This is a genomic window from Rhodanobacter caeni (genome assembly GCF_039523575.1).
Classification (GTDB): domain Bacteria; phylum Pseudomonadota; class Gammaproteobacteria; order Xanthomonadales; family Rhodanobacteraceae; genus Rhodanobacter; species Rhodanobacter caeni.
This window is the reverse complement of sequence record NZ_BAAAFO010000001.1, coordinates 350795-375625: the sequence shown is the minus strand read 5'-3', so window position 1 is coordinate 375625 and position 24831 is coordinate 350795. Positions and strand designations below refer to the sequence as shown.

General features: G+C 67.6%; 23 protein-coding genes, 1 tRNA gene and 1 riboswitch. Of the genes, 5 read left to right on the top strand and 19 right to left on the bottom strand.

Annotated elements, in window-relative coordinates; translation table 11 throughout:
* Positions 1-94: 94 nt before the first annotated feature.
* The gene (locus ABD017_RS01785) at positions 95-877 is read left to right on the top strand and encodes an enoyl-CoA hydratase/isomerase family protein (RefSeq protein ID WP_343879560.1); all 783 of its coding nucleotides are present in this window, start codon (positions 95-97) and stop codon (positions 875-877) included.
* A 12-nt stretch (positions 878-889) separates the two neighbouring features.
* On the opposite strand, the gene ABD017_RS01780 is transcribed toward ABD017_RS01785, so the two are convergent.
* From ABD017_RS01780 to rnr, 3 genes are read right to left on the bottom strand one after another with little or no spacing between them, the layout of a single operon-like run.
* Complete coding sequence (locus ABD017_RS01780) at positions 890-1162, bottom strand: CBU_0592 family membrane protein (RefSeq protein WP_343879558.1); 273 nt, start codon at positions 1160-1162, stop codon at positions 890-892.
* Positions 1159-1905 (bottom strand): 23S rRNA (guanosine(2251)-2'-O)-methyltransferase RlmB, encoded by a 747-nt coding sequence (gene rlmB / locus ABD017_RS01775; protein WP_343879556.1) that lies wholly within the window; start codon positions 1903-1905, stop codon positions 1159-1161. The genes ABD017_RS01780 and rlmB overlap by 4 nt, the downstream gene beginning before the upstream one ends.
* Positions 1902-4613 carry a ribonuclease R gene (gene rnr, locus ABD017_RS01770; RefSeq protein WP_425543640.1) on the bottom strand — a complete coding sequence of 904 codons (2712 nt, stop codon included), beginning with the start codon at positions 4611-4613 and terminating at the stop codon, positions 1902-1904. The genes rlmB and rnr overlap by 4 nt, the downstream gene beginning before the upstream one ends.
* 133 nt (positions 4614-4746) lie before the next feature.
* Here rnr and ABD017_RS01765 point away from each other — a divergent pair.
* Positions 4747-4833: transfer RNA gene (locus tag ABD017_RS01765), tRNA-Leu, on the top strand.
* Between the two features lie 136 nt (positions 4834-4969).
* Here ABD017_RS01765 and ABD017_RS01760 read toward each other — a convergent pair.
* On the bottom strand, positions 4970-5425 hold the full coding sequence (locus tag ABD017_RS01760; RefSeq protein WP_343879554.1) for a VOC family protein: 456 nt from the start codon (positions 5423-5425) through the stop codon (positions 4970-4972).
* A 166-nt stretch (positions 5426-5591) separates the two neighbouring features.
* A riboswitch (glycine riboswitch) is annotated at positions 5592-5693 on the top strand.
* Between the two features lie 38 nt (positions 5694-5731).
* Between ABD017_RS01760 and gcvP the strand changes: the two genes are divergently transcribed.
* Positions 5732-8689 (top strand): aminomethyl-transferring glycine dehydrogenase, encoded by a 2958-nt coding sequence (gcvP, locus tag ABD017_RS01755; RefSeq protein ID WP_343879552.1) that lies wholly within the window; start codon positions 5732-5734, stop codon positions 8687-8689.
* A gap of 72 nt (positions 8690-8761) precedes the next feature.
* Here gcvP and ABD017_RS01750 read toward each other — a convergent pair whose 3' ends face one another.
* From ABD017_RS01750 to ABD017_RS01735, 4 genes are all read right to left on the bottom strand, one after another.
* Positions 8762-9709, bottom strand: a complete 948-nt coding sequence (locus ABD017_RS01750; RefSeq protein WP_343879550.1) for a sensor domain-containing diguanylate cyclase — start codon at positions 9707-9709, stop codon at positions 8762-8764.
* A 109-nt stretch (positions 9710-9818) separates the two neighbouring features.
* Positions 9819-11111, bottom strand: coding sequence for a beta/alpha barrel domain-containing protein (locus tag ABD017_RS01745; protein ID WP_343879548.1), 1293 nt, complete (start codon positions 11109-11111; stop codon positions 9819-9821).
* Between the two features lie 64 nt (positions 11112-11175).
* Positions 11176-12042 carry an NAD(P)H-hydrate dehydratase gene (locus ABD017_RS01740; RefSeq protein WP_343879546.1) on the bottom strand — a complete coding sequence of 289 codons (867 nt, stop codon included), beginning with the start codon at positions 12040-12042 and terminating at the stop codon, positions 11176-11178.
* Positions 12039-12821, bottom strand: a complete 783-nt coding sequence (locus tag ABD017_RS01735) for a histidine phosphatase family protein (protein WP_343880622.1) — start codon at positions 12819-12821, stop codon at positions 12039-12041. The genes ABD017_RS01740 and ABD017_RS01735 overlap by 4 nt, the downstream gene beginning before the upstream one ends.
* Before the next feature lie 157 nt (positions 12822-12978).
* Here ABD017_RS01735 and ABD017_RS01730 point away from each other — a divergent pair, with 157 nt between their 5' ends.
* The gene (locus ABD017_RS01730) at positions 12979-13458 is read left to right on the top strand and encodes a DUF421 domain-containing protein (protein ID WP_343879544.1); all 480 of its coding nucleotides are present in this window, start codon (positions 12979-12981) and stop codon (positions 13456-13458) included.
* Positions 13459-13474: 16 nt separating this feature from the next.
* Here the strand turns inward: ABD017_RS01730 and alr are convergent, their stop codons facing one another.
* Entirely contained in the window at positions 13475-14548 is a 1074-nt protein-coding gene (gene alr / locus ABD017_RS01725) for an alanine racemase (RefSeq protein WP_343879542.1), read from the bottom strand.
* Positions 14548-15825, bottom strand: coding sequence for a D-amino acid dehydrogenase (locus tag ABD017_RS01720; protein ID WP_343879540.1), 1278 nt, complete (start codon positions 15823-15825; stop codon positions 14548-14550). Before ABD017_RS01720 ends, alr begins: the two co-directional genes overlap by 1 nt.
* Positions 15826-15966: 141 nt before the next feature.
* Here ABD017_RS01720 and ABD017_RS01715 point away from each other — a divergent pair, with 141 nt between their 5' ends.
* On the top strand, positions 15967-16497 hold the full coding sequence (locus ABD017_RS01715) for a winged helix-turn-helix transcriptional regulator (RefSeq protein ID WP_343879539.1): 531 nt from the start codon (positions 15967-15969) through the stop codon (positions 16495-16497).
* A 23-nt stretch (positions 16498-16520) separates the two neighbouring features.
* Here ABD017_RS01715 and ABD017_RS01710 read toward each other — a convergent pair whose 3' ends face one another.
* From ABD017_RS01710 to miaA, 9 genes are all read right to left on the bottom strand, one after another.
* Complete coding sequence (locus ABD017_RS01710; protein ID WP_343879537.1) at positions 16521-17747, bottom strand: type II toxin-antitoxin system HipA family toxin; 1227 nt, start codon at positions 17745-17747, stop codon at positions 16521-16523.
* The gene (locus ABD017_RS01705; RefSeq protein ID WP_343879535.1) at positions 17740-17994 is read right to left on the bottom strand and encodes a helix-turn-helix domain-containing protein; all 255 of its coding nucleotides are present in this window, start codon (positions 17992-17994) and stop codon (positions 17740-17742) included. The genes ABD017_RS01710 and ABD017_RS01705 overlap by 8 nt, the downstream gene beginning before the upstream one ends.
* A gap of 344 nt (positions 17995-18338) precedes the next feature.
* Complete coding sequence (locus tag ABD017_RS01700; protein WP_343879533.1) at positions 18339-19631, bottom strand: adenylosuccinate synthase; 1293 nt, start codon at positions 19629-19631, stop codon at positions 18339-18341.
* Positions 19632-19711: 80 nt separating this feature from the next.
* Positions 19712-19894 (bottom strand): DUF2065 family protein, encoded by a 183-nt coding sequence (locus tag ABD017_RS01695; protein WP_343879531.1) that lies wholly within the window; start codon positions 19892-19894, stop codon positions 19712-19714.
* Between the two features lie 9 nt (positions 19895-19903).
* Positions 19904-20773 (bottom strand): protease modulator HflC, encoded by an 870-nt coding sequence (hflC, locus tag ABD017_RS01690; protein WP_343879529.1) that lies wholly within the window; start codon positions 20771-20773, stop codon positions 19904-19906.
* Positions 20770-21843: an FtsH protease activity modulator HflK gene (hflK, locus tag ABD017_RS01685; protein ID WP_343879527.1), complete on the bottom strand. Its 1074-nt coding sequence runs from the start codon at positions 21841-21843 to the stop codon at positions 20770-20772. Before hflK ends, hflC begins: the two co-directional genes overlap by 4 nt.
* A gap of 225 nt (positions 21844-22068) precedes the next feature.
* Complete coding sequence (gene hflX / locus ABD017_RS01680) at positions 22069-23367, bottom strand: ribosome rescue GTPase HflX (RefSeq protein ID WP_343879525.1); 1299 nt, start codon at positions 23365-23367, stop codon at positions 22069-22071.
* 58 nt (positions 23368-23425) lie between these two features.
* A complete protein-coding gene (hfq, locus tag ABD017_RS01675; protein WP_343879523.1) occupies positions 23426-23719 on the bottom strand; it encodes an RNA chaperone Hfq in 294 nt (97 codons plus the stop codon).
* Positions 23720-23868: 149 nt separating this feature from the next.
* On the bottom strand, positions 23869-24828 hold the full coding sequence (miaA, locus tag ABD017_RS01670; protein ID WP_343879522.1) for a tRNA (adenosine(37)-N6)-dimethylallyltransferase MiaA: 960 nt from the start codon (positions 24826-24828) through the stop codon (positions 23869-23871).
* Between the last annotated feature and the right edge of the window lie 3 nt (positions 24829-24831).

The following is a 24831-nucleotide window of genomic DNA, read 5'->3' as shown; positions in this document are numbered from 1 at the left end:
AGCGTGGGGTTGCGAAGCGCATGGCTGAGAAACCGGACAGGCACAAAGGTTCCCGCTGCTAACATGGCACGCCCGCAACCGGCCGGAGTCTGGCATGGCTTACCGCAACCTGGAGATCACCCACCGCGGCGCGGTGCGCGTGATCACGGTCAATCGTCCCGACAAGCTCAACGCCCTCGACCGGGCCACGCTCAGCGAGCTCACCACGGCCTTCGCGCAGGCCGGGTACGACGACGCCGTGCGGGTGGTGGTACTGGCGGGCGCCGGCGAGAAGGCCTTCGTGGCCGGGGCCGACATCGCCGAAATGCATGGCTATACGGCAACGCAGGCTCAGGCGTTTTCGCGCGCCGGGCAGCAGTTGATGACCTCGATCGAGCGCCTGGGCAAACCGGTGATCGCCCGCGTGCAGGGGTTTGCGCTGGGCGGCGGCATGGAGCTGGCGATGGCCTGCCATTTCCGCATCGCCAGCGAGAAGGCCAAGTTTGGCCAACCGGAAATCAACCTGGGCCTGATCCCCGGTTTCGGCGGCACCCAGCGGTTGCTGCGGCTGGCCGGCCGCGGCGCCACGCTGGAGCTGTGCCTGACCGGCACACCGATCACCGCCCAGCGCGCCTGGGAGCTGGGCATCGTCACGCGCGTGGTGGCACCCGAGGCACTGGACGAAACCGTGGATGCGCTGGCCGATCAACTGGCCGCCGCCGCGCCGCTGGCGGCCAGGCGCATCCTCGACGTCGTGCTGGAAGGCGGCGAGAACGCGATCGACCAGGGCCTGGCCTTCGAAACGCAGGCGTTCGCGCTGGGCTTTGCCACCGAGGACATGCGCGAGGGCACCGCCGCCTTCCTGGAAAAACGCAAGGCCGTGTTCAAAGGCTGCTGACGGCAGGCAGCCTCACGAAAGGTCGCGCCGCTCACGGCGCAGACGCGCGCCGCGCACGATGCCGTAGACGCTGATCAGCAGCCACGCCGCCTCCATCACGAAGGCGGAGGTGTTGAAGCTGCCGAACACCAGCGACAGCAGCACGCCCAGCGCACCGAACGCGTTGAGCAGTTGATAGGTCAGGCCATTGCCATGCAGCCGGTGCGCCTGCAGCAGCAGGAACGCCAGCAGCACCAGCAGCACGCCGATATAGCCGGACCAGTCGTGCCAGTAGAGTGTCGTCATCGTTTGGACGTCCGTTGGCGCAAGGCCTCGAACAGCGCCACGCCGGTGGCGACCGAGACGTTGAGGCTTTCCATCGTGCCGGGCATGGGAATCTTCGCCACGAAATCGCACAGCTCGCGCGTGAGCCGGCGAATGCCTTCGCCCTCGCTGCCCAGCACGATCGCTACCGGGCCATTGAAGTCGACACCGTAGATCGAGGTGTCGGTGTCGCCGGCCAGGCCGGTGATCCACACGCCGGCATCCTTCAACTCGCGCAACGTGCGAGCCAGGTTGGTGACGGCGATCAGCGGCACGCGGTCAGCGCCGCCGGCCGAGGCGCGGCGCACCACCGGGGTCAGGCCCACCGCGCGATCCTTGGGCACGATCACCGCGGTGACTTTCGCCGCCGCCGCGCTGCGCAGGCAGGCGCCCAGGTTGTGTGGGTCGGTGACGCCGTCCAGCACCAGCACCAGCGCCTGCGCGCCGTCGCGCTCCAGCAAGCCGGCCAGGTCGTTTTCATGCGCGGCGGGAGCCGCTTCGTAGCGCGCGGCCACACCCTGGTGGCGCGCTTCGCCGGCCACCCGATCCAGCTCGTCGCGCGGGCGGTGCTGTACCGGGATCTTCAGTTTCTTCGCACGCTCGGCCAGCTCCAGCACGCGTGCGTTGCGCTGGCCGCTTTCCACCAGCACTTCGCGCACGCGCTCGGCGTCGTTGCTCAGGGCACCCTCGACCGGATTGATGCCGACGATCCAGCTTTCGCTCATTGCACGCCCTTCGGTTTCTGTTTCGATCGACGCCGACCGCTGTTGCCGGGCGCGGTTTTTTTCGATGCGCCGGCTGGCTTGGCTTTCGGCGCGACCACACCCTTTTCACGCTTGCCCGTGGCTTCCCCGCCCTGCTTGCGCGGGCGGCGGGCCGTAGCGTCGCCTGTCTTCTTCGTGGAGCGCGGGCGCTGGCTGGTATCGGCCTGCTGGCGTGTTCGCCGCGCGGGCTCGGTGGTGGCAGTGGGCGCTGCCGCCTCCGGCGCCGCCACGGCGTCCTTGCGACCGAATGCGCGGCCGATCGCCTTGGCGGCGCGACCGAACATGCCCGGCTTCTTGGCTGCCGCCGCTTTCGGCAGCGAGTAACGCTCACCGCTGGCGGCATAGTCGTAGGCCTTGCCGCTGGCCACCGGTGCCGCCTTGGCGCGTGGTGCCACCAGCCGGAAATCGATCTTGCGATCCTCCAGGCTGGCGCGCAGCACCTGGATGCGCACGTGGTCGCCCAGGCGGAATTGCGCGCCCGTGCGCTCGCCCTTCAGCAGTTTGCGGGTGGCGTCGAAGTGGTAGTAGTCGTTGGCCAGCTGGCTGATATGCACCAGGCCGGACACTTTCGTTTCGTCCAGTTCCACGAACAGCCCGAACGAGGTGACGCCGGTGACCACGCCGTCGAACTCCTCGCCCACGTGTTTGGCCATCCACGCGCACTTGAAGCGCTCGTCCACGTCACGCTCGGCCTCCTCCGCGCGGCGCTCGCGCTGCGAGCAGTGGATGGCCATGGCCGCCATGTCGCTGGGGCTGTAGGTGTAATCGGCCAGTTTGCGCCCGGTGAGCGCATGGCGGATGGCGCGATGCACCAGCAGGTCGGGATAGCGGCGGATCGGCGAGGTGAAATGCGCGTACGCCTGCAGCGCCAGACCGAAATGGCCGCGGTTCTCGGGCTGGTAGGCGGCCATGCTCTGCGAGCGCAGCAGCACGCTCTGGATCAGCTCGCGCTCCGGGCGGTCGTGCACCAGGGCCAGGATCTCGGAGAAATCCGCCGGCGTCACTTCATCCACCGGCGGCATGCGCAGCTTGAACTCGCGCAGGAACTGCTGCAGGTCTTCGTACTTCTCCGCCGGCGGCGGCTCGTGCGCGCGGAACAGCGCGGGGATTTTCTTCTTCTCCAGGAACAGTGCCGCCTGCACGTTGGCGGCGATCATGCATTCCTCGATCAGCTTGTGCGCGTCGTTGCGCTCGGTGGCGCCCATCGACTCCACGCTGCCGGTGTTGTCGAGGCGGAACTTCACCTCCGGCGTCTCGAAGTCGATCGCGCCACGACGCTTGCGCTGCGCCGCCATCGCCTTGTACAGCGCGTGCAGGTTTTCCAGTTGCGGCAACACGTCGGCCACTTCGTGGCGCGCATCCGCATCCTTCAGACCGACCGCCTGCCATACCTTGTCGTAGGTGAGGCGCGCGTGCGACAGCATCACCGCGTCATAGAACTTGGCCTTGCTCACCGCGCCATCGGCGCCGACCACCATGTCGCAGACCATGCACAGCCGCTCGACCTTCGGGTTCAGCGAGCAGATGCCGTTGGACAGCGTCTCCGGCAGCATCGGCACCACGAAGCCGGGGAAATAGGTGGACGTGCTGCGCTCGTAGGCCTCGCGATCCAGCGCGGTGCCCACCTGCACGTAATGCGACACATCGGCGATGGCCACGATCAGGCGCCAACCGCCGCCGCGTTTCGGCTCGGCGTACACCGCGTCATCGAAGTCGCGCGCGTCGGCACCGTCGATGGTGACCAGCGGCAGCTTGCGGATATCGGTGCGGCCTTCGCGCTCGGCGGCGGTCACCACGGACTCGACCTGGGCCGCATCGCGCAGCACGGCGGCCGGCCATTCGTGCGGCAGGTCGTGGCTGGCGATGGCCATTTCCACCACCAGCGACGGCTGCAGCCGCTCGCCCAGTACGGCGCGGATGACACCCATCGGGCCGCGCTGCGCCGTGGGCGGATCGGTGATTTCCACCACCACGATCTGGCCGGATGTCGCGCCCTGGTCCTGGCCCGGCTTGATCAGCACATCCAGATGCAGGCGCCGATCATCCGGCGTCACCAGGGTCAAGCCGTTCTCGATCACCACGCGGCCAACCAGCCGCGGCGAGCGACGTTCCAGCACTTCGGCAATGGCGCCCTGCCTGCGGCCGCGGCGGTCGATGCCGACCACGCTGGCCAGCACGCGGTCGCCGTGCATCACCGCACGCATCTGCTGCGGCGAAAGGTAAAGATCTTCGCCGCCTTCGTCGGGGCGCAGGAAGCCGTAGCCTTCGGCGTTGGCCAGCACGCGGCCGGCGATCAGGTCGAGCTTCTGCGTCGGCGCGTAGCCACCGCGCCGGCCCAGCAGCAACTGGCCGTCGCGCACCATCGCGGCGAGGCGCTTGCGCAGCGCCTCGAGGTCGATCGCTTCGATGATCTGCAGCGCCTCGGCGATACGTGCCTCGGTCAGCAGTTCGCCGCGTTCCTCGAGCAGGGCAAGGATCGCTTCGCGGCTGGGGATGGGTCGGTCATAACGCCGCGCTTCGCGCTCGGCCTGCGGATCGCGCACGGCGCCGACGGCTGCCCGGTTGCGCTTGTCTGCCGATGCGTTGGCGCGCGACGAGCGGCGCGCCGGTTTGCTGGCGGGAGAAGATTCCGGCGGCTGGCCGGAACGGGGTGGGGTTTTTCTGGTCACTCAGTGTCCTTGTGAAGTACGCGACGCGGAGAATGCCACGGCACGGTGGAACGGGGGTGAAAAAGTGTTGACAAGCTATCGGCAGGTGCCTACATTACGCGGCTCACGCAGCTGCTGCAGCGGCGTGACACCTGCCCAGGTGGCGGAATTGGTAGACGCACTAGCTTCAGGTGCTAGCGGGGGCAACTCCGTGGAGGTTCGAGTCCTCTCCTGGGCACCAATTGTAAACGAAGGCCGCCTTTCGAGGCGGCCTTCGTCTTTTGCGGGTTTGGTTGAAGTCAGGAAGAAACTGCGTTGCTCCCTCCCCTGCGCAGCAGGGGAGGGTTGGGGAGGGGTCGCTCTTCGTCACCCTAAAATCAAGAGCCACCCCTCCTGACCTCCCCTGCGCGCAGGGGAGGAACCGGGCCCGTTACCGCCGGTCCTTTCAACTCGATCATGTTGCCCTGCGGGTCGTACAGGTAGATCGACGGCCCCTCGCCACGCGCGCCGTAGCGCAAGCCCGCCTCACCGACGCGCACGCCATGCGCTTCGAGATGCGCCAGGATCGCCGCCTCGTCGTATGCCTCCACGCGCAGGCAGATGTGGTCCACGTTGTGCCCTTCGGGGCCGGGCGCCGCGCCACCCTGACGACCGAGCTTGCCGTCCAAGCTCACCAGGTCGATCAGCGATGCGCCGGCGCGCAACTGCACCAGGCCGATCGCGTCCTGGCGGCGCTCCTCGCGGCAGCCCAGCACATCGACGTAGAAGCGCTGCATGGCTTCGATATCGATGGCGCGAAGCACCACGTGATCGATTTCGCCGATACGGATCATCCGCTTTGCCTCGACATGAACGGCATCCAAGCATAGCGCCAGCGCGTGGCTGGCCCCTGTATAATCGCCGCGGTAAACGCATGGTGGGAGAAGCGGTCGCCCTCGCGGGATCGACTGCTGCCGAAGACGCAACGCCCGTAATCGCTCAGGCTCCCATACCACCGCGCGCAAACACTCTGGAGAGACCGGTTCGATCCGGCGCCGAAGGGGCACGAAGCGTATCCATCCGCGCTTCCAAACTCTCAGGCAAAAGGACAGAGGGGCGCCTCGCGTGCGGCACGCACGCTTATCTTCGGATGCCCTGACATGAGCCACCCCACCCATGCCTCGCTGCGCGACCTGGAAAACCACGGCGCGTTCATCGAACGTCACATCGGCCCGGACGACGCCGAAATCGCCCGCATGCTGCATGCGATCGGCCACGACTCGCTGGAGTCGATGACCGACGCCATCGTGCCCGGCTCGATCAAGTCGCGCGCGCCGCTGGCCTTGCCGGCTGCAGTCACCGAAGAAGAAGCGCTGGCGAAGATCCGCGCCATCGCCGACCAGAACCAGGTACTGCGCAGCTTCATCGGCCAGGGCTACTACGGCACGTTCACGCCCAACGTCATCCTGCGCAACATCCTCGAGAATCCGGCCTGGTACACCGCGTACACGCCCTACCAGGCGGAAATCTCGCAGGGCCGCATGGAGGCGCTGATCAACTTCCAGACGCTGTGCGCCGACCTCACCGGCATGGACATCGCCAACGCCTCGCTGCTGGACGAGGCCACCGCGGCCGCCGAGGCGATGACCCTGGCCAGGCGCTCGGCCAAGGCCAAGGGCCATGTCGTGGTGGTGTTCGGCGACGCCCACCCGCAGACCATCGAGGTGATGCGCACGCGCGCCGAGCCGCTGGGCCTGGCGATCAAGCTGGCCGATTCGGCCGAGGCGTGGGACGCGGCGATCGCCGCGGACGACTACTTCGCCGCATTGATCCAGTACCCGGCCAGCAGCGGCTGGCTGATGGACTGGAGCGACGAGGTCGCGAAGATCCACGCCAAGGGCGCGCTGGCCATCTTCGCCACCGACCTGCTGGCGCTGAGCCTGCTGAAGACGCCGGGCGAGATGGGCGCCGACATCGTGATCGGCAACTCGCAGCGCTTCGGCGTGCCGTTCGGTTTCGGCGGCCCGCACGCGGCGTTCATGGCCTGCCGCGATGCGTACAAACGCTCCATGCCTGGCCGGCTGATCGGCGTGTCGGTGGACGCGCAGGGCAACACGGCCTACCGCCTCACCTTGCAGACGCGCGAACAGCACATCCGCCGCGAAAAGGCCACCAGCAACATCTGCACCGCGCAGGTGCTGCTGGCGGTGATGGCCTCGATGTACGCCGTCTACCACGGCCCGGAAGGCCTCAAGCGCATCGCCTCGCGCGTGGCGCGGCTCACCGCGATCCTGAAGGCCGGCCTCGAGCAACTCGGCTTCACCGCCACCCACCACGACAGCGCCTTCGACACCATCAGCCTGAAGACCGGCGAGCGCACCGACGCCATCGCGGCGCGTGCCGTGGCACTGGGCGCCAACCTGCGCACGGCGTGGGGCGAATACCTGTGCATCTCGCTGGATGAAACCACCACGCGCGCGGACATCGAACTGCTGTGGCGCATCTTCGGTGGCGACGACGCCAACCTGCCCAGCATCGATGCGCTGGACGCCAGCGCAGCGTCGCTGATCCCCGAGAGCTTGCGGCGCACCTCGCCGTTCCTGACCCATCCGGTGTTCAACAGCCATCACAGCGAACACGAGATGCTGCGCTACATGCGCACGCTGGCCGACAAGGATCTGGCGATGGATCGCACCATGATCCCGCTGGGCTCGTGCACCATGAAGCTCAACGCCACCGCCGAGATGATCCCGATCACCTGGCCGCAGTTCGCCAACATCCACCCGTTCGCGCCCGCCGCGCAGACACAGGGCTACAAGGCGTTGATCGACGGGCTGGAAGCGATGCTGGTGGAATGCACCGGCTACGACGCGGTGAGCCTGCAGCCGAACTCCGGTGCCCAGGGCGAATACGCCGGCCTGCTGGCAATTCGTGCGTATCACCGCTCGCGCGGCGAAGCGCATCGCGACATCTGCCTGATCCCCGAATCCGCCCACGGCACCAACCCCGCCTCCGCCCACCTGTGCGGCATGACCGTGGTGGTGACCAAGTGCGACGGCAACGGCAACGTCGACGTGGAGGACATCCGCCGCGCCGCCGAGAAACATGCCGACCGCCTCGCCGCGCTGATGATCACCTACCCGTCCACCCACGGCGTGTTCGAGGAGGACATCGTGGCGATCTGCGAGATCGTGCACGCGCACGGCGGCCAGGTGTACACCGACGGCGCCAACATGAACGCGCTGGTGGGCGTGGCCAAGCCCGGCAAGTGGGGCTCGGACGTGTCGCACCTGAACCTGCACAAGACTTTCTGCATCCCGCACGGCGGCGGCGGCCCCGGCGTCGGCCCGTGCGCGGTGAAGTCGCACCTGGCTCCGTTCCTGCCGCGCACTTATGCCGACATCCCTGTCGGCGAAGATCAAGAAGCGGCCATCCATGGCCGCACTTCCCACAACAGCCGCTCCGTAGGCATGGTCAGTGCGGCGAGCTTCGGCTCGGCGTCGATCCTGCCGATCAGCTGGATGTACATCACCCTGATGGGCCAGCAAGGCCTGCGCAAAGCCACGCAAGTGGCGCTGCTCAACGCCAACTACATCGCCAAGCGACTGGAACCGCACTACCCCACGCTGTACACCGGCCGCAACGGGCTGGTGGCGCACGAGTGCATCCTCGACCTGCGTCCGTTGAAGGACAGCACCGGCATCAGCGCCGAGGACGTCGCCAAGCGGCTGATCGATTTCGGCTTCCACGCGCCCACGCTGAGTTTCCCGGTGGCGGGCACGCTGATGGTGGAGCCCACCGAAAGCGAATCGCAGGGCGAACTGGATCGCTTCATCGACGCGATGATCCAGATCCGCGACGAGATCCGCGCCATCGAGAACGGCCAGCTCGATCGCGAGGACAACCCGCTGAAAAATGCGCCGCACACCGCCACCGCGGTCAGCGCCAGCGAGTGGACGCATGCCTACCCGCGCGAGCTGGCCGCGTTCCCGCTGGCCAGCCTGAGGCGGCAGAAATACTGGCCGCCGGTGGCCCGCGTGGACAACGTCTACGGCGACAAGAACATCATGTGCGCCTGCGTGCCGGTGGACGCGTACAAGGAGGACGTGGGCGCATAAGCCCGTGCTGCATCATCGGAAACGACAGAGGCCCCGCTTGCGGGGCCTCTGTCGTTGGGACGCCGGCCGCCGTTACGACGGCTCGGCCATCGCGACGCGGTTGCGGCCCTGGGTCTTGGCCTGGTACAGCGCACGATCCACCGCGTCGATCAGCGACAGCGGCTCGCTGGCCATGTCCGGAACCACCGCGCCCACGCCTAGGCTGACCGTCAGCACCGGGGCCGCCTTCGATTTCTCGTGCGGCATCCGCGACTGCTCGATCAGCTCGCGACAGCGCTCGGCCAGGCGGCAGGCCGACTGCGCATCGGTCTCGGGCAGCACCAGCACGAACTCCTCGCCGCCGTAGCGGGCCAGGAAATCACGCGGCCGGCTGGCCACCGAATCGAGCAGGGCGCCCACGCGCTTGAGGCAGTTGTCGCCCTGGATATGGCCGTAGTGGTCGTTGTACTGCTTGAAATAATCGATATCGAGCAGCACCAGCGACAGTGGCTGCCGGCTGCGTTGCGCGCAGTTCCATTCGTTCCGCAGCACCTTGTCGAAGCAGCGACGGTTGCCCACGCCGGTGAGGCCGTCCTTGAACGACAGCCGCTCCAGCTCGCGCTGCAGGTTGAGCAAGCGCTCCTCGGTGCGCTTGCGCTCGCTGATGTCGAACATGAAACCGACCAGCGCCTCGACCGCGCCATCCGCGTCCCGCACCACATGCACCACGTCGCGAATCCACACGTACTCGCCGTTCTTGCACAAGGCGCGGTAATCCGCCTCGTGGTCGATGCCGTCTTTCGATTGCGCCACGCAAAAATCCACCACCCAGGCGCGGTCTTCCGGATGCATGCGGTCGATCCAGTCCTGCACGCTGGCCCAGCTTTCCGGCGTCCAGCCGAGCAGGGCCTCGATCTGCGGCCCGATGTAGGCGAACGTCATCGTGTTCCAGTCGATCTTCCACGGGATCGCCCGGGTGGACTCCAGCAGCGTGCGGTAGACGTCACCGTCGAGCCCGGGCTTCGCTTCGATGTCGATCATCTTTCCCTGTCCCATCCAACGCCGGCACGCCGACGGGTTTTCGATCATGCACGGGCAGCAGCGGCGGCGACGCGCGCTGTCCCTGCTCCGCGATCACGAAAAATACACCTCAAGCCTGTTCGGCGCGAGCCAGCAGGGCCAGCAGTTGCGACGGCTCGTCGTAGGCCGTGCGCACGCCCGCGCGCAGATCGCGGCGCATCAGGCGGATCATCTGGCGGGTGGTCTCCTCGGGGAAATCGCTCGCCGGCCGCCGGGTCACCTCCGCCAGCCGGCCGGCGATCACCGCAGGGTCGCTGACCACCGGGCAGACGCGGCAACGGTAGGCTCCGCCGATCGATCGGGGGTCCAGGTCCATGAAGCGGCCCGGGATCTGTCTGAAGGAGCTCAGGGTGAGGCGATAGGCGTTGTGGCCGAGTACCGGCAGGTCGTCGGGTACCGGCGCCAGGTCGTCCAGCTCCTGCAGCCCGGTGGCCAGCGGCAGCAGCTGGTCGAGGCGGTAGTCCTGCACATGCCGGTTGCCCACCCGCGCCAGGTTGGCGATCAGCTCGCCCAGCGAGGCGTGGCCGACGATCGCCGCCCGCTTGGGCAGCCCGCCCCAGATGCCGTCGGCGCCATTGAGCAATGCCTCGATCACCGAGGCATTCTCGAAGCCGGCGCCGGCGTGGATGTGCACCAACAACTTCATCGGCGGCGGCAGCAGGCTGCGCGCCACCGCCACGTAGGCACCGACCTGGAACGGCAGGAAGGTGCCGCGGTCATCCTCGAAGCTGACGCCTTCGATCGGCTGTCCCGCCAGCAGGTCGAGGATGGAGCAGGTCACCTCGGGGCATTCGGCAAAGGCATCGCAGCCGTCGACAATGTTGACCAGGATGCGCGGAGGGTTGCCGTCGTCGCCCAGGATGTTCGTGCGCAACCAGTCGATGCTCGCCGGCAGGCTGCGGCGCAGCGTATCCAGATCGTATTGCCCGTCCCTGCCCGCCCGCGTGATGGATATCTCGTGCACCGTGTTGGGCACGCCGTAGGCGCGCAGCTTCAGCTGCGACGGATCGGGCGTGAACGTGCCATCGACCGACTGGATGCCCATCGCGGTGAAGGCGAAGCAGCCGCTCATGTCGATGCCATGGTCGCGCAGGTGGACCATGAAATCGTCGTCGACTTCAAGCTCGTCCGGCATCGCATAGTCCAGTGTGCCCAGCGAGATATGGCGGAAACCGAACTCGCGCAGCTTCGGCAGGATCGCCAGCTTGTCCGCCAGCGTCTGGCCCAGGTTTGAGCCCACCGGGTTCTCGCGCAGCGACAGGTCGATGAGATACGGCTCGATGTCTTTCAGCTTCTCAAGCTTGGCGTCGGCCTGGGCCAGGATGGCATGCGCGCGTTCCAGCGCCTGCGGCGTCAGTGTCATGGTTTCCCCCGTGCGGTGCTGATGGATTTCCCCAGCGTGCCACGCCGACGCGCCGAATGCGCGATCAGGCCAGGCGGTCGAGCAGGCCGGGCACGCCGGTGGCGATCTCGCGCGCCAGGAAGCCCAGCGAACCCACCGAACGGGCCACCTGGCGCCCGGCGGTGCCATGCAGCAACACGCCCCACAGCGCGGCTTGCCGCGCATCGGCACCCCGCGCCGCCAGCCCCGTGATCAGGCCGGCCAGCACATCGCCCGAGCCGGAGGTGCCCAGGCCAGGACATTGGCTGCGATACACCCACAAGGCGCCGTCGGGCGCGGCGATGAACGTGCTGGCACCCTTGAGCACCAGCACGCTGCGCATGCGCCGCGCGTAATCCAGGGCAAAGTTTTCCGGCCCGCGTTCCACCGCGGACTTCTCCGCGCCGGTCAACATGGCCATCTCGCCCGCGTGCGGGGTGAGGATGTACGGCTTGCCTGCCGCCGCGCGAAGCGCGGGCGACAACGCGCCCGCATCCAGCACCACCGTGGCCTGCGCCTGGCGAACGACGCCGCGCACCAGCGCCGCCGCCGCGGCCGAGGGACGCATGCCGGACCCGAGCAGGACCGCGTCGCAACCCTTCACGGCACGATCGAGCGCCGCACTGCCGCGCGCGATCTCGCCCTGCCGATTCACCGCCAGGCCCATCACCAGGGCCTCGGGCGTGGCGACAGCCAGAGCCGTGGCGGCATCGCGCGCCGTGGCCACCTGCAACTTGCCGGCACCGGCGCGCAGCGCCGCGGTGGCGGCCAGCAGGACCGCGCCCGGCACCTGCCGGGAGCCACCGATCACCAGCGCGCGGCCACGCTCCTCCTTGTCGTCGCCCGGCGCCGGCAACGGCATCGTGCGAAGCAGTTTTTCGGTGAGCCGCACCGCCTTCGTGCGAACGCTCATCGGGCGCCTGCGGGGCGGTCGGATTCGCGGGTGACCGGCGTGCCGGTATCCAGCAGCGGCGCCACGAAGTTGGTGCGCTGCAGGGCCAGGCCCTTGCCGTCGGCCGTGGCCGCGTATTCGGTGACGCCGCAATTGGGCACGTCGCCTTCGCGGTCGATCGCCAGGATGGTCGCCTCGTCCATGTTCTCGATCAGGTAGCGGAAGCAATGGACGATCACCTGGTGCCCCACCACCATCACCCGCTCGCCGGCGTGATTGCGTTGCAGGTCGCTCAGCACGCTGCGCAGGCGAAACACCACGTCGCACCAGCTTTCGCCGCCGGGCGGGCGGAAATAGAACTTGCCCACCAGCTTGCGCTGCTCGGCCAGGTCCGGGAATTTCTCGATGATGCCCTTGCGCGTGTAGCGGTCGAGCACGCCGAATTCCTTCTCGCGCAGGCGCTCGTCGGCGATCACCTCGTCTTGCGTGCGCGTCAGCGCCGACATCACCGCGTAGGCGGTCTGGCGCGATCGCTCGTACGGCGAGGACAGGCACAAGGTGGGCTGCTGCGCCGGCGGCAGTGCGCGCACCCATGCGCCCAGCGCCTGCGACTGCCGCTCGCCCAGCGCCGAGAGCGGCACGTCCGCATCGCGATGTGCCAGCTCGATCAACGACGCGCCGCTGGATTCGGCGTCATCGCGCGCCACGTTGCCCGCGCTCTGTCCGTGTCGAACGATCCACAAGCGCTCGGGCCAGCCCGATGTGGCCTGTCGATCGCGTTGCCCGGTTGCCGCTTGCACCACGTGATTCTCCCGTCGCCTCTGCTGCCCCAGCTTTCGCATGGGCGCCGTGAAAGCACGGTCGAGCGGTCACGGCGATCACCAGCACATGTACCGCGCTTGCACGCGCGTCATGGCATCACTCCGCTTCCACCATCAGGAAAATGGAGAGCAACCCATGAAAGGCCTTTTCGACCTGGCGATGCCGTGGTGGGCCTTCACGCTGCGTGGCGTGGTGGTGTACCTGGTCGTGCTGTTGTTGTTGCGGCTGTCGGGCAAGCGCGCCTTTGGCGATCTGTCCGCCTTCGACATCGTGGTGCTGATGGTGGTGGGCGGCTTGCTGCGCACCGCGATCATCGGCGAGGACCACTCGCTGCTGGGGCCGCTGATCGCCGTGGCCAGCATCCTGGCGCTGAACAAGCTGATCGGCTGGATCAGCGCGCGCTGGCACGGCTTCAATCGCTGGATCGAAGGCAGCCCGACCGTGCTGGCGCGCGATGGCCGGCGCGACCTGCAGGCGCTGCGGCGCTGCGACGTGGCCGGCACCGAATTCGAGCGCGCCCTGCACGCGCACGGCCTGGAGGACGAATCCAGCGTGGTGCTGGCGCGACTGGAGCCGAACGGAAAGATCACCCTGATCCGGCGTCAGCCGGAGTGAGGCGCAGTGCGTGGCGTCACTCGTCGAGATAGTGGCGCGGCACCCGCTTCAGCGCGCACAGCAGCTGGTAGGCGCTGGTTTCGCAGCGCGCGGCCAGATCATGCACGCGTACCTGGGCGCCCCACAGTTCCACCCGGCTGCCCAGGCCGGCGGCGGGGTGATCGGTGAGATCCACCGTCAGCATGTCCATCGACACGCGGCCGACCAGGTCGCCGGGGTGGCCGTCGATGGCCACCGGCGTACCGTTGGGTACGAACTGCGGATAGCCGTCGGCATAGCCCATCGCCACCACGCCGATGCGGCTGGGGCGGCGGGTGACGAAGCGCGCGCCATAACCCACCGATTCGCCCGCGTCGAGGTCGCGCACGCTGATGATGCCCGACTCCACCGTCATCACCGGACGCAAGCGGTCGGCCAGCGGATGCGGGCCGGCGAATGGCGAGGCGCCGTACAGCATCAGGCCGGGCCGCGACCAGTCGCCCTGCACGTCCGGCCAGCCCAGCAGCGCGGGCGAATTCTCCAGGCTGGTCGGCAACGACGCCTCCACGCAGACCTGGTTGAACAACGCCAGCTGCTGCTCGGTGCGATCGCAATCCAGCTCGTCGGCGCGGGCGAAATGGGTCATCGCCACCACCTCGCCCACCTGCGCCATCGCCTGCAGGCGCTGCAGCGCGGCGCGGTACTCGTGCGCCGCCAAGCCCAGCCGGTGCATGCCCGAATCGAGCTTCAGCCACACCGTGAACGGCTTGGCCGGCCGCGCGCGTTCGATGGCGTCGATCTGCCAGTCGGCCTGCACCACGAACCACAGGTCGTGGGCCTCGACCAGCGCCAGCTCGGCCGCGTCGAAAAAACCTTCCAGCAGCAGGATCGGCGCGCGTATGCCCGCCTCGCGCAGCTCCAGCGCCTCCTCGATGCAGGCCACGCCGAAACCGTCGGCCTCGGGCTCCAGCGCGCGCGCGCAGCGCACCGCGCCGTGGCCGTAGGCGTCGGCCTTGACCACGGCCAGCGCCTTGCGGCCGCCCAGTTCGCGCGCCAGGCGGTAGTTGTGGCGCAGCGCCGCCAGGTCGATGAGTGCTCGTGCCGGACGCATCAGGCGGCCACTCCGGCGGCGCGCGGGCCGTAGCGGGAGATATCCAGCCCCTCGCCGCTGATCCGCGGCGGCTGCCCGGCGATCAGGTCGGCCAGGTAGCGCCCCGAACCGCAGGCCATGGTCCAGCCCAGCGTGCCGTGGCCGGTGTTGAGATACAGGTTGTCGAGGCGGGTGGCGCCGATCACGGGCGTGCCGTCCGGCGTCGCCGGGCGCAAGCCGGTCCAGAACGTGGCGCGGGCCAGGTCGCCGCCTTGGGGGTACAGGTCGTTGATTACTTTCTCCAGCGTCGCGCGCCGGTGCGGCGACAGCGACAGGTCGAAGCCGGCGACCTCGGCCATGCCGCCAACGCGGATGCGCTGGCCAAGCCGGGTCACGGCGACTTTGTAGGTTTCGTCAAGGATAGTGGAGGTTGGAGCCATTGCCGGGTCGGTGATCGGCACCGTCAGCGAATAGCCCTTCAACGGGTAGACCGGAAGCCGAATCCCCAACGGCGCCAGCAGCCGCGGCGAATAGCTGCCCAACGCCAGCACGTAGCGGTCGGCATGCTCCGTTTGGCCGTCTATCCGCACGCCGGTGACGCGGCCACCATCGTGTTCGAAATGCTCGATGGTGGCACCGAAGCGGAATTCGACGCCTGCCGCCTGCGCGCGCTCGGCCAGCCGGCGGGTGAACAACTCGCAATCGCCGGTTTCATCGTTGGGCAGGCGCAAGGCGCCACTCAATTGATCGACCACACCGGCCAGTGCCGGCTCGAACCGCACGATGCCAACGCGGTCCAGCAACTCGTACGGCACGCCGTACTGGTCGAGTACGGCCGTGTCCTTGTCCGCCCCATCGAGCTGCGCCTGGGTGCGAAACACCTGCATGGTGCCGAGCTGGCGGCCTTCGTACTCCAGCCCCGTTTCAGCGCGCAGCTCGTCCAGGCAATCGCGGCTGTATTCGGACAGGCGCACCATCCGCGCCTTGTTGATGGCGTAGCGGCTGGCGGTGCAGTTGCGCAACATCTGCAGCAACCACAGGTATTGCAGCGGATCGAGCCCCGGCCGGATCGCCAGCGGCGCGTGACGCATGAACAGCCACTTCAGCGCCTTCAGCGGCACGCCGGGCGCGGCCCATGGCGACGCATAGCCGGGAGAAATCTGACCCGCGTTGGCGAAGCTGGTTTCCCGGCCAGGCGCCGGCTGGCGATCGACCACGGTGACCTCGAACCCGGCGCGCGCCAGATACCACGCGCTGCAGGTGCCGATCACGCCACTGCCCAATATCAATACCCGCATTGCCCTCGCCCGCCCTGTCGTTCGCCCGCACCTGCGCGGGAATCGGAGGCGAGTATAGGAAGGTTCTACCAGGCTTGTTTTCCGTCTTTCGGGCACATGACGGGTAAAATCACTGCCAAACAGGCAACCGACGGAGCTTTCATGGCCGGGCAACGCCGCAACTTCGACAAAATCGACCGGAAAATCCTGCGCGTGCTGCAGGACGAGGGGCGCATATCCTTCACCGAACTCGGCGAACGGGTCGGCCTGTCCACCACGCCGTGCACCGAACGCGTACGCCGGCTGGAGCGCGACGGCGTGATCACCGGCTACCACGCACGCCTCGATCCGCAGCTGGTCGGCGCCGGGTTGCTGGTGTTCGTGGAGATCAGCCTGGCCTACAAATCGGGCGACATCTTCGAGGAATTTCGCGCCGCCGCGCTGCGCCTGCCCAACGTGCTGGAGTGCCATCTGGTCTCGGGCGCGTTCGACTACCTGATCAAGGCGCGCATCTCCGGCATGGCGTCCTACCGCAAGCTGCTGGGCAGCACCTTGCTGACACTACCGAACGTACGCGACTCGAAAAGCTACATCGTGATGGAGGAAGCCAAGGAGACCCTCACGCTGCCCATCGGAGACCGGATCGGCCGGGCCGAGGGCGCGCGGGACGAGAAGGCCGAACCGACACGGTAAAGGCGTCGCGCCGTAATCCCGAATCAGCGCGCCAACGGCCGGCTGAAACCCGCTTCCATTCGCTGCATGCAATAGTGCAATGCGTGCTTCACTGCGGGCGCTTCGTCGAGCAGATCGGCGCAGGCTTGCAATTGTTGCGCACAGGCCGCCAGCAACCGTGTCACGCGCTCGCGCGGCCGCTCGATATCGCAGCGTTCGGCCAGTTCCAGCAAATGCAGGCGGGCCGCCTGGAAACTCTTGCTTCCGCCGAGCGTAAGCGCCAACGCATCATCGGGAAGGTAAGCGGTGGTGTTGACGATGTCGTAGGCCGGCGCCATGTGGCAATCGGCCGTGGCGGGATGGGTATAAAGCAGTCCGAAATTCTTCAGGTGGGCATCGCCGTTGCCCACGATCACCGACAACGCCACCATGTCGAACAACTGGGCCAGCGCCGCCCGCACGTTTTCGGCCGGGCAGTTGTTGCGGATGACCCTGGCCAGGCGCTCATAGCTGCCTTCGTATTTTTGCAGCGTGCCCAGCCCCATCAACGTCGCCATGTCCTCGAAGCCCAGCGGCATGCCATCGGCGCCACGGTCAAAACGGCGCATCACGAACAGGTCGTGCCGGTCGGAAAGGTAAAACTCGGGCACGGGAATGTTCGCCGCGCGCGCGATCGACATGCACACGAATTCGTTGATCGCCAGCCCCGGATATTGGGCCTGTCCGCTTTTCACGATCAGGTCGCCGGCGATCAAGGTGGCTTTCGATGGCGCGCCCTCGAACCGCTCGGGCACCAGCACCTTGGGCTGCACGCCGGACACGCCGGTGCGCAACAAATAGCGATCCACCAATTCGGTGAACAGGTTTTCGGTGCCGTCCCAGGCGAGAATCTCCGACAATCGTTCGCCCTTCGTTTCCGTCTGCGCCCTGCCGAGCAGGCGCTCGACCTCGGCCGATTGCACGCACAAGCGACCGATCGCGCCATCGTGCCCGGTGAGCGCAAGCAGCAACATGGAATCGAGATGGGTGAGTTTGGCCAGGCGCAGTCGCAACTGTTCCAGCACGAATCCTTCCGGCAGGCTCTGCTGGAAAATCGGCAGCAGCTGCGCGGCACGGTACTGGTCGCGCCGTACCGGCATGGTCAGGCTGATTGCCACGTCCGGCGTCGTGCCCGAATAGCGGAATTCGTACTGGCCGGCTTCGTGGTGCAGATCGCCGCTGACGCCTTGCGGCGTCAGCACTTGCGTGCGCACGACGGCCGCCCTATTCACGGTAATGCTCCGCGAGCTCCTCGAAGGTCGGACGTTGCGCCGGTTCCAGCCGGAACGCCGCGTCCAGTGCCGCAGCGATGCGGGCATAACTCTCAAATGCCACCGAGCCCTTGCCCTGCTCCAGCAGCACGAGCTTGGAACGAGCCATGCCCGCGCGCCCGGCCAGCGCAGCCTGGGTAAGGCCGCGACGCTTGCGCAATTCACGGATCTGCCGCCCGGTATCGCTGAGGAGGGATTGAATGTCCATGTCCGAAATATCGGACATTTCTATATATATGTCTAGCATTGTAGACATATCATTTATTTTTAACGGCTACTCTTGCAGCCACACGCAGCGGCTGGGCCAAAAGTGCCACGCGGAGCGATCCCCATTGCAGACGGCGAGGCATCCATCAGCAGGCGATCATCCATGTCGTAGCCGGCTTCGCCGCCATCGAGATCAGCAGCACCTTCCTCGCTACGGAGACAAAGGAAAAACCTGGTTCCGTGCCGGCCCGTCGAATTTCCCGCAGGCTCAACACGAACGAGCTCTGTAGTTGGCAAAAAGCCCCGCCGGAGCGGGGCTTTCTGGAACAACGACCGGTGGTCGGATCAGGCGAACGGATCGTCCAAACTGATCGTGTCATCGCGGTCGGCACCCGTGGCGACCAGCGCCAGGCGGCAACCGGAGAGTTCCTCCACCGCGCGCAGGTAGGCGCGGGCGGCGGCCGGCAGCTTGTTCCAGTCGCGGATGCCGGCGGTGGATTCCTCCCAGCCGGGGAATTCCAGGTACACCGGCTTGCACTCTTCCCAGCCGTCCGCATCCAGCGGCGCCAGTTCGCGGCGCTTGCCGCGGTATTCGTAGGCCACGCAGACCTTGATGCTGGGAAGCCCGTCCAGCACGTCGAGCTTGGTGATGGCCAGGCCGTTGATGCCGTTGATCTGCACGGCACGCTTCAGCGCCACCAGGTCGATCCAGCCGCAGCGGCGCGGACGGCCGGTGCTGGCGCCGAACTCGTTGCCCTTCTTGCGCAAGAGCTCGCCCATCTCGTCGTTGAGCTCGGTGGGGAACGGGCCGCTGCCCACGCGGGTGGCGTAGGCCTTGCAGATCCCCAGCACGTAGTCGATGTCGCCGGCGCCCACGCCGGTGCCGGCCAGCGCGCCGCCCACGGTGGTGTTGGACGAGGTGACGTAGGGATAGGTGCCGTGGTCGATGTCCAGCAGCGCGCCCTGCGCGCCTTCGTACAGGATGTTGCCGCCGTCGCGGCGCACGTCGTGCAGGATGGTGGCCACGTCGTCGACCAGCGGACGGATGTACTCGCCCCAGGCCAGCGCGTCCTTCAGCACGGTGTCGTAGTCGACCGGCCCGGCCTTCAGCCACTGGGTGAGGATGAAGTTGTGGTAGTCGACGGCGGTCTTCAGCAGTGCCGGCAGCTCGTGCGGGTACATCAGGTCGGCCACGCGCACGCTGCGGCGGGCCACCTTGTCCTCGTAGGCCGGGCCGATGCCGCGGCCGGTGGTGCCGATGGCCTTGCCACCGGCGGCGATCTCGCGCGCCTTATCGACGGCAATGTGGTACGGCATGATCAGCGGCGTGGCCGGGCTGATCTTGACGCGCGAACGCACCTCGACGCCATTGGCCTCCAGCTCGGCGATCTCGCTGATCAAGGCCTCGGGCGACAGCACCACGCCATTGCCGATCAGACACAGCGCGTCGTCGCGCAGGATGCCCGAGGGAATCAGGTGCAGCACGGTCTTCTTGCCCTTGATCACCAGCGTGTGGCCGGCATTGTGGCCACCCTGGAAACGCGCCACCGCACCGACCCGCTCGGTCAACAGGTCGACGATCTTGCCCTTGCCTTCGTCGCCCCATTGCGCGCCAAGGATTACGACTGACTTGCCCATGATCTTCTCGCTCACTATGCGTTGATTCCACGCGGGAACCGGGAAATAACTCGCGCATCCGGGCTAGCCCGCGATGCACCTCAATGGAACCACCGCAACAGCACCAGGCCGACGATGACGGCGCCGGCGCCGAACAGGCGCAAGGTGCGCGGCGACAACGTCAACGCCTGCCGCATCATCGCCTGCCAGGACGCCGGTGCCGCAAACAGCAGCAAGCCCTCGAGCACCAGCACCAGGCACAGCGCGGCCGCCAACTGATGCATCGATGCCGCCTAGCGCTTCTGCGCGGGCTGGTTGAAGTAGCGCATGAACTCCGAGTCGGGCTTCAGGATCAGCATGCCCTTGCCATCCTCGAACGACTTTCTATAGGCCGCCAGGCTGCGGTAGAAGGTAAAGAACTCCGCATCCTGGGCGTAGGCCTTGGCGTAGATCGCCGCCGCCTGGGCATCGCCCTCGCCACGCACCTTGGCCGCGTCACGCATCGCGTCGGCACGCAGCACCTGGCCCTGGCGATCGGCATCGGCCTGGATCTTCTCGGCCGCCTCCTGGCCGGTGTAGCGCAACTCGTTGGCCAGCTGCAAGCGCTCGGCACGCATGCGCTTGTAGACCGACTCGCTGACCTCGTTGGGCAGGTCGATGCGCTTGATGCGCACATCGACCACGGCAATGCCCAGGTTCTTGCGCGCCGATGCATCGGTCTGCGCACGCACGCGCTCGGTGATGTCCTTGCGCCCGCCGGAGATCAGGTCGGGCAGCGTGCGGGCGTTGAACTCGAAGCGCAGCGCATCCTTCACGATGGGGGTCAGCCGCTGCGCCGCCATCAGCTGGTCGCCGCCGGTGGCGCGGTAATAGGCGGCGTTGTCCAGCACCCGCCACTTCACGTAGAAGTCGACGTTGACGCTCTTCTTCTCGGAGGTGAAATAGCGCTCCGGCGGCGCGTCCAGCGACAGGATGCGCTTGTCGAAATGCATCACCTGCTGGATCACCGGGATCTTGAAATGCAGCCCCGGCTGGTAATCGGTGTGCACGATGCGGCCGAACTGCAGCAGCAGCGCGCTGTGCCCTTCGCGAACCACGAACATGCTGTTGAGCCCCAGCAGGATCAACAGCGCCGCGACGATGCCCGCAACGATCCGGCTCATGGCTGCCCTCCCTTGTCGGCGGAATCATGGCTGGCGGCGGGCACCACGACCCCCGTGGTCGATGCATCGGCGCCGGCCGCATTGGCCGCGGCGCCCGGCTGCGCCGGCAGGTTGATGATGTTGCGGCCGTCCGAGCCGTCGATCACCTTGGGGTTGTCGGCCATCACCTGCTCCATGGTTTCCAGCCACAACCGCTTGCGGGTGACCTCCGGTGCCGCCTGGTATTGCTTCAGCAGCAGGTCGAAGCGATCGGTGTCGCCTTCGGCGCGGGCAATGCGTTCGGCCTTGTAGCCCGCCGCCTCGGCTGCGATGCGCGCCGCATCGCCGCGTGCCACCGGCACCACCTTGCTGGCATAGGCCAGGGCGCCGTTCTCGATGCTCTGCTTGTCCTCGCGCGCATTGTTGACGTCGTCGAAGGCGTCCTTCACCTCGTTCGGCGGGGCCACGTTCTGGAAGCTCACCTCGGTGACGCGCAGGCCCGAGTTGTAGGCATCCAGCGTCTTCTGCAACGCCGTCTGCGCCTCGGCGACCAGGCTGGCGCCCGCCGCGGAGAGGATCTGGTCCATGTCGCTGCCGCCGATCACCGAGCGCACCGCCGCCTCCGCCGCCGCACCGGTGGTGCCGTCGGGGTCGTTCAGCGAGAACAGGTACTTGCGGGCATCGTCTACCTGGTATTGCACGGTGAAGTCGATGGTGATGATGTTTTCGTCACGGGTGAGCATGGCGACCTTGTCGGTCACCGAACGGATGCGGGTGGCCTCGACCTTGGTGATCGTCTCGAACGGCACCGGCAGCTTCAGGTGGAAACCCGGCGGCAAGGTGCGCGAATACTGGCCGAAACGCAGCACCACGCCCGCCTCGCGCGCGCCCACGATGGTGTAGCTGCTGAACAGCAGGCTCAGCACCAGCAAGGCCACCACGACGGTGAGAATGCCGCCGGCGCCATTGCCGAACTTGCCGAAGCGGTCCTTCAGCTGCCTGAGCAGGTCGTCCAGGTTCGGCTTGCCGTTGGACGGCCGCTTGCGATTCCACGGATCGCCCTGGCCTTTGCCGGGTTCATTCCACGCCATGAGTCAGGTCTCCTGGGGACGCTGGGAGGCCGGCAGCCACGGCCGGAGCACATGTTGAAGGGGAAGCCACATGATGTCTGCCATAACGTTGGGGCGATGTGCCGGCCCGGTCGGGTGGCAGCACAAACGCCGGACAGTTTAGCAGAGCCTGACGCGTTGATCCGCCGCTCGCCGCCGCCACGACCGGGCCATGCCGGCCCCGCCGGACGCCGGCAATGGCCGCGCCTACGGCGCCGCCGCCAGCAGGTCGCGCAGCATGCCTGCTTCCGTTGCGTCGGCGCCCAGCGGCGCCAGCACGCTGCGAGGCGCGTCGATGCGCAGGCGCCAGCCGTGCTCGTCGACCGTCTCCTCGGCAATCGCGCCGGAAGCCTTGAGCCGGGCATGCAGGCGGCCGGCGGACAGCGGCAGGTGCAGCGACGATCGCACGCGGTCGCCGCCCAGCAATTCGCCCAGCGCCTGATGCAGCAGGTCGACTCCCGCGCCGGTGGCAGCCGACAGCCACACCCGGTACGGCCGCCCGTCGCCGTCGCGGTCGATCCGCGGCTCCAGGTCGGCCAGGTCGATCTTGTTCATCACCTGCAGCTGCGGCAGGTCGCCGGCATCGATCTCCTGCAGCACGTTGTTGACCACCCGGTGCAGTTGCTCGCGCTCCTCGTCGGCGGCATCGCTGACATGCAGCAGCAGGTCGGCCTCGCGCGCCTCGGCCAGGGTGGCGCGGAACGCGGCCACCAGGTCATGCGGCAGTTCGCGGATGAAACCGACCGTATCGGCCAGCACCGCGGGCCCGCAGCTGAGGCCATCGAGCCTGCGCACGGTGGGGTCCAGCGTGGCGAACAGCTGGTCGGCCGCGTACACCTCGCCGGTGGTGAGCGCATTGAACAAGGTGGACTTGCCCGCGTTGGTGTAACCGACCAGGGCCACCCGCGGCACCGTGTTGCGCAGCCGCGCGCGACGTTGCTGGGTGCGCTGGACCTGCACTTTTTCCAGGCGCTTGCCGAGGATCTTCACCCGCTCGTTGAGCAGGCGGCGGTCGGTTTCGAGCTGGGTTTCGCCGGGGCCGCGGTTGCCGATGGCGCCGCCGCGCTGCGCGTCCAGGTGGGTCCAGCCGCGCACCAGGCGGGTGGCGATGTGCTTGAGCTGGGCCAGCTCCACCTCCAGCTTGCCTTCGTGCGAGCGGGCGCGCTGGGCGAAGATGTCCAGGATCAGCCCGGCGCGGTCGACCACGCGCACCTTGAGCTGCTTTTCCAGGTTGCGCTCCTGCACCGGGGTGAGCTCGTGGTCCACCAGCACCAGGTCGGCGTCCAGCGCGGCCACGGCCTCGGCCACCTCGTCGGCCTTGCCGCTGCCGATGTAGAAACGCGGGTTGGGTACGTCGACGCGGGCGGTGATGGCCGCCAGTACCTCGGCGCCGGCCGATTTGACCAGCTCGGTGAATTCCCCGGCGCGGCGGGCGGCGTCGCCCTCGCCGCGCGAATGCGGCATGACCAGTACGGCGCGGTCGCCTTTCTTCTGTCGATCAAACACGAATGGGGTGGGCCTTTGCGGAAACGAACCTACTTCATGCGGGCCGGCACCCCATCAATCAAGCACCGGCGTCGGTCGGCGTGCCGGCGGCGGGCGCGGTGTCGTGCTCGGCATGGCCGTCGTGGTCGTCCGCCGCATTGCTGATGCGCACGTTGCGGCTGGGCACCACGGTGGAGATGGCGTGCTTGTAGACCATCTGGCTCACCTGGTTGCGCAGCAGCACCACGAACTGGTCGAACGATTCCACCGTGCCCTGCAGCTTGATGCCATTGACCAGGTAAATGGCCACCGGCACGCGTTCGCGCCGCAAAGCATTCAGAAACGGGTCCTGCAGCGATTGTCCCTTGGACATGTTTTGTTCCCCTGGCGACGGACGGGTCCGGAAAAAAAACGCCCGCGGCGTCCGGCCCAACTCCGGCGATGGTAACCGCTTTCAAATGCTTGATGAAAGGTGGTTTTCAACGCGCCGCCGCAAATGGGCCGGGGTTGGCAAAACGACGCTCAGTGCCGTCCCGCGGGGCCGTCCAGCAACAGCCGGACGGCGGCCGTCACGCGCGGCATGACACCCGATTCGTCGGGGTCGAAAAGCCGCGCGGCAAGGTCGCTGCGCAGCCAGGTGATCTGCCGTTTCGCGAGCTGGCGGGTGGCGAAAATGGCCTGGTCGCGGAAGGCGGCCGCGTCGATGCTGCCGTCCAGGTAGTGCCACGCCTGGCGGTAGCCCACCGCGCGGATGGCGGGCAGGTCGGCGTGCAGGTCGCCGCGCGTGCGCAGCGCGCGCACCTCGTCCAGGAAACCGTCCGCCAGCATGGCGTCGAAGCGCCGCGCGATGCGTTGGTGCAGCACGCCGCGCTCGCGCGGCATCAGGGCAAGTTTCAGCACGCGCCAGGGGAACGGCGCCTCATGGCCACGCTGCTGCAACTCCGACAGCGGGCGGCCGCTCAGCTCGATCACCTCCAGCGCGCGCTGCAATCGTTGCGCATCATTGGGGCCGATGCGCGCGGCCGCGGCCGGGTCGAGCCGCGCCAGCCGCGCATGCAGCGCCGGCCAACCGTGCTGTTGCGCCTCGGCGCCAAGCCGTTGCCGGATGCCTGCATCGGCCTGCGGCAATGCGGACAGCCCCTGCTGCAGCGCCCGGAAATACAGCCCGGTGCCACCCACCAGCAGCGGCACCCTGCCCCGCGCGCTGATCGACCGCATCGCGGCCAGCGCGTCGTCGCGGAAATCGGCCGCCGAGTACGGCTGCGCCGGGTCGCGGATGTCCACCAGCGCATGCGGGTAGCGCGCCAGCGTGGCCGCGTCGGGCTTGGCCGTGCCGATGTCCATGCCGCGATAGACCAGCGCGGAATCCACGCTGACCAGGTCCAGCGGAAAGCGCTCGCTCAATTCACACGCCAGCGCGGTCTTGCCCGACGCGGTGGGGCCCATCAGGAAGATGGCGAGGGGGCGCTGGTCGGTGGGCATCGC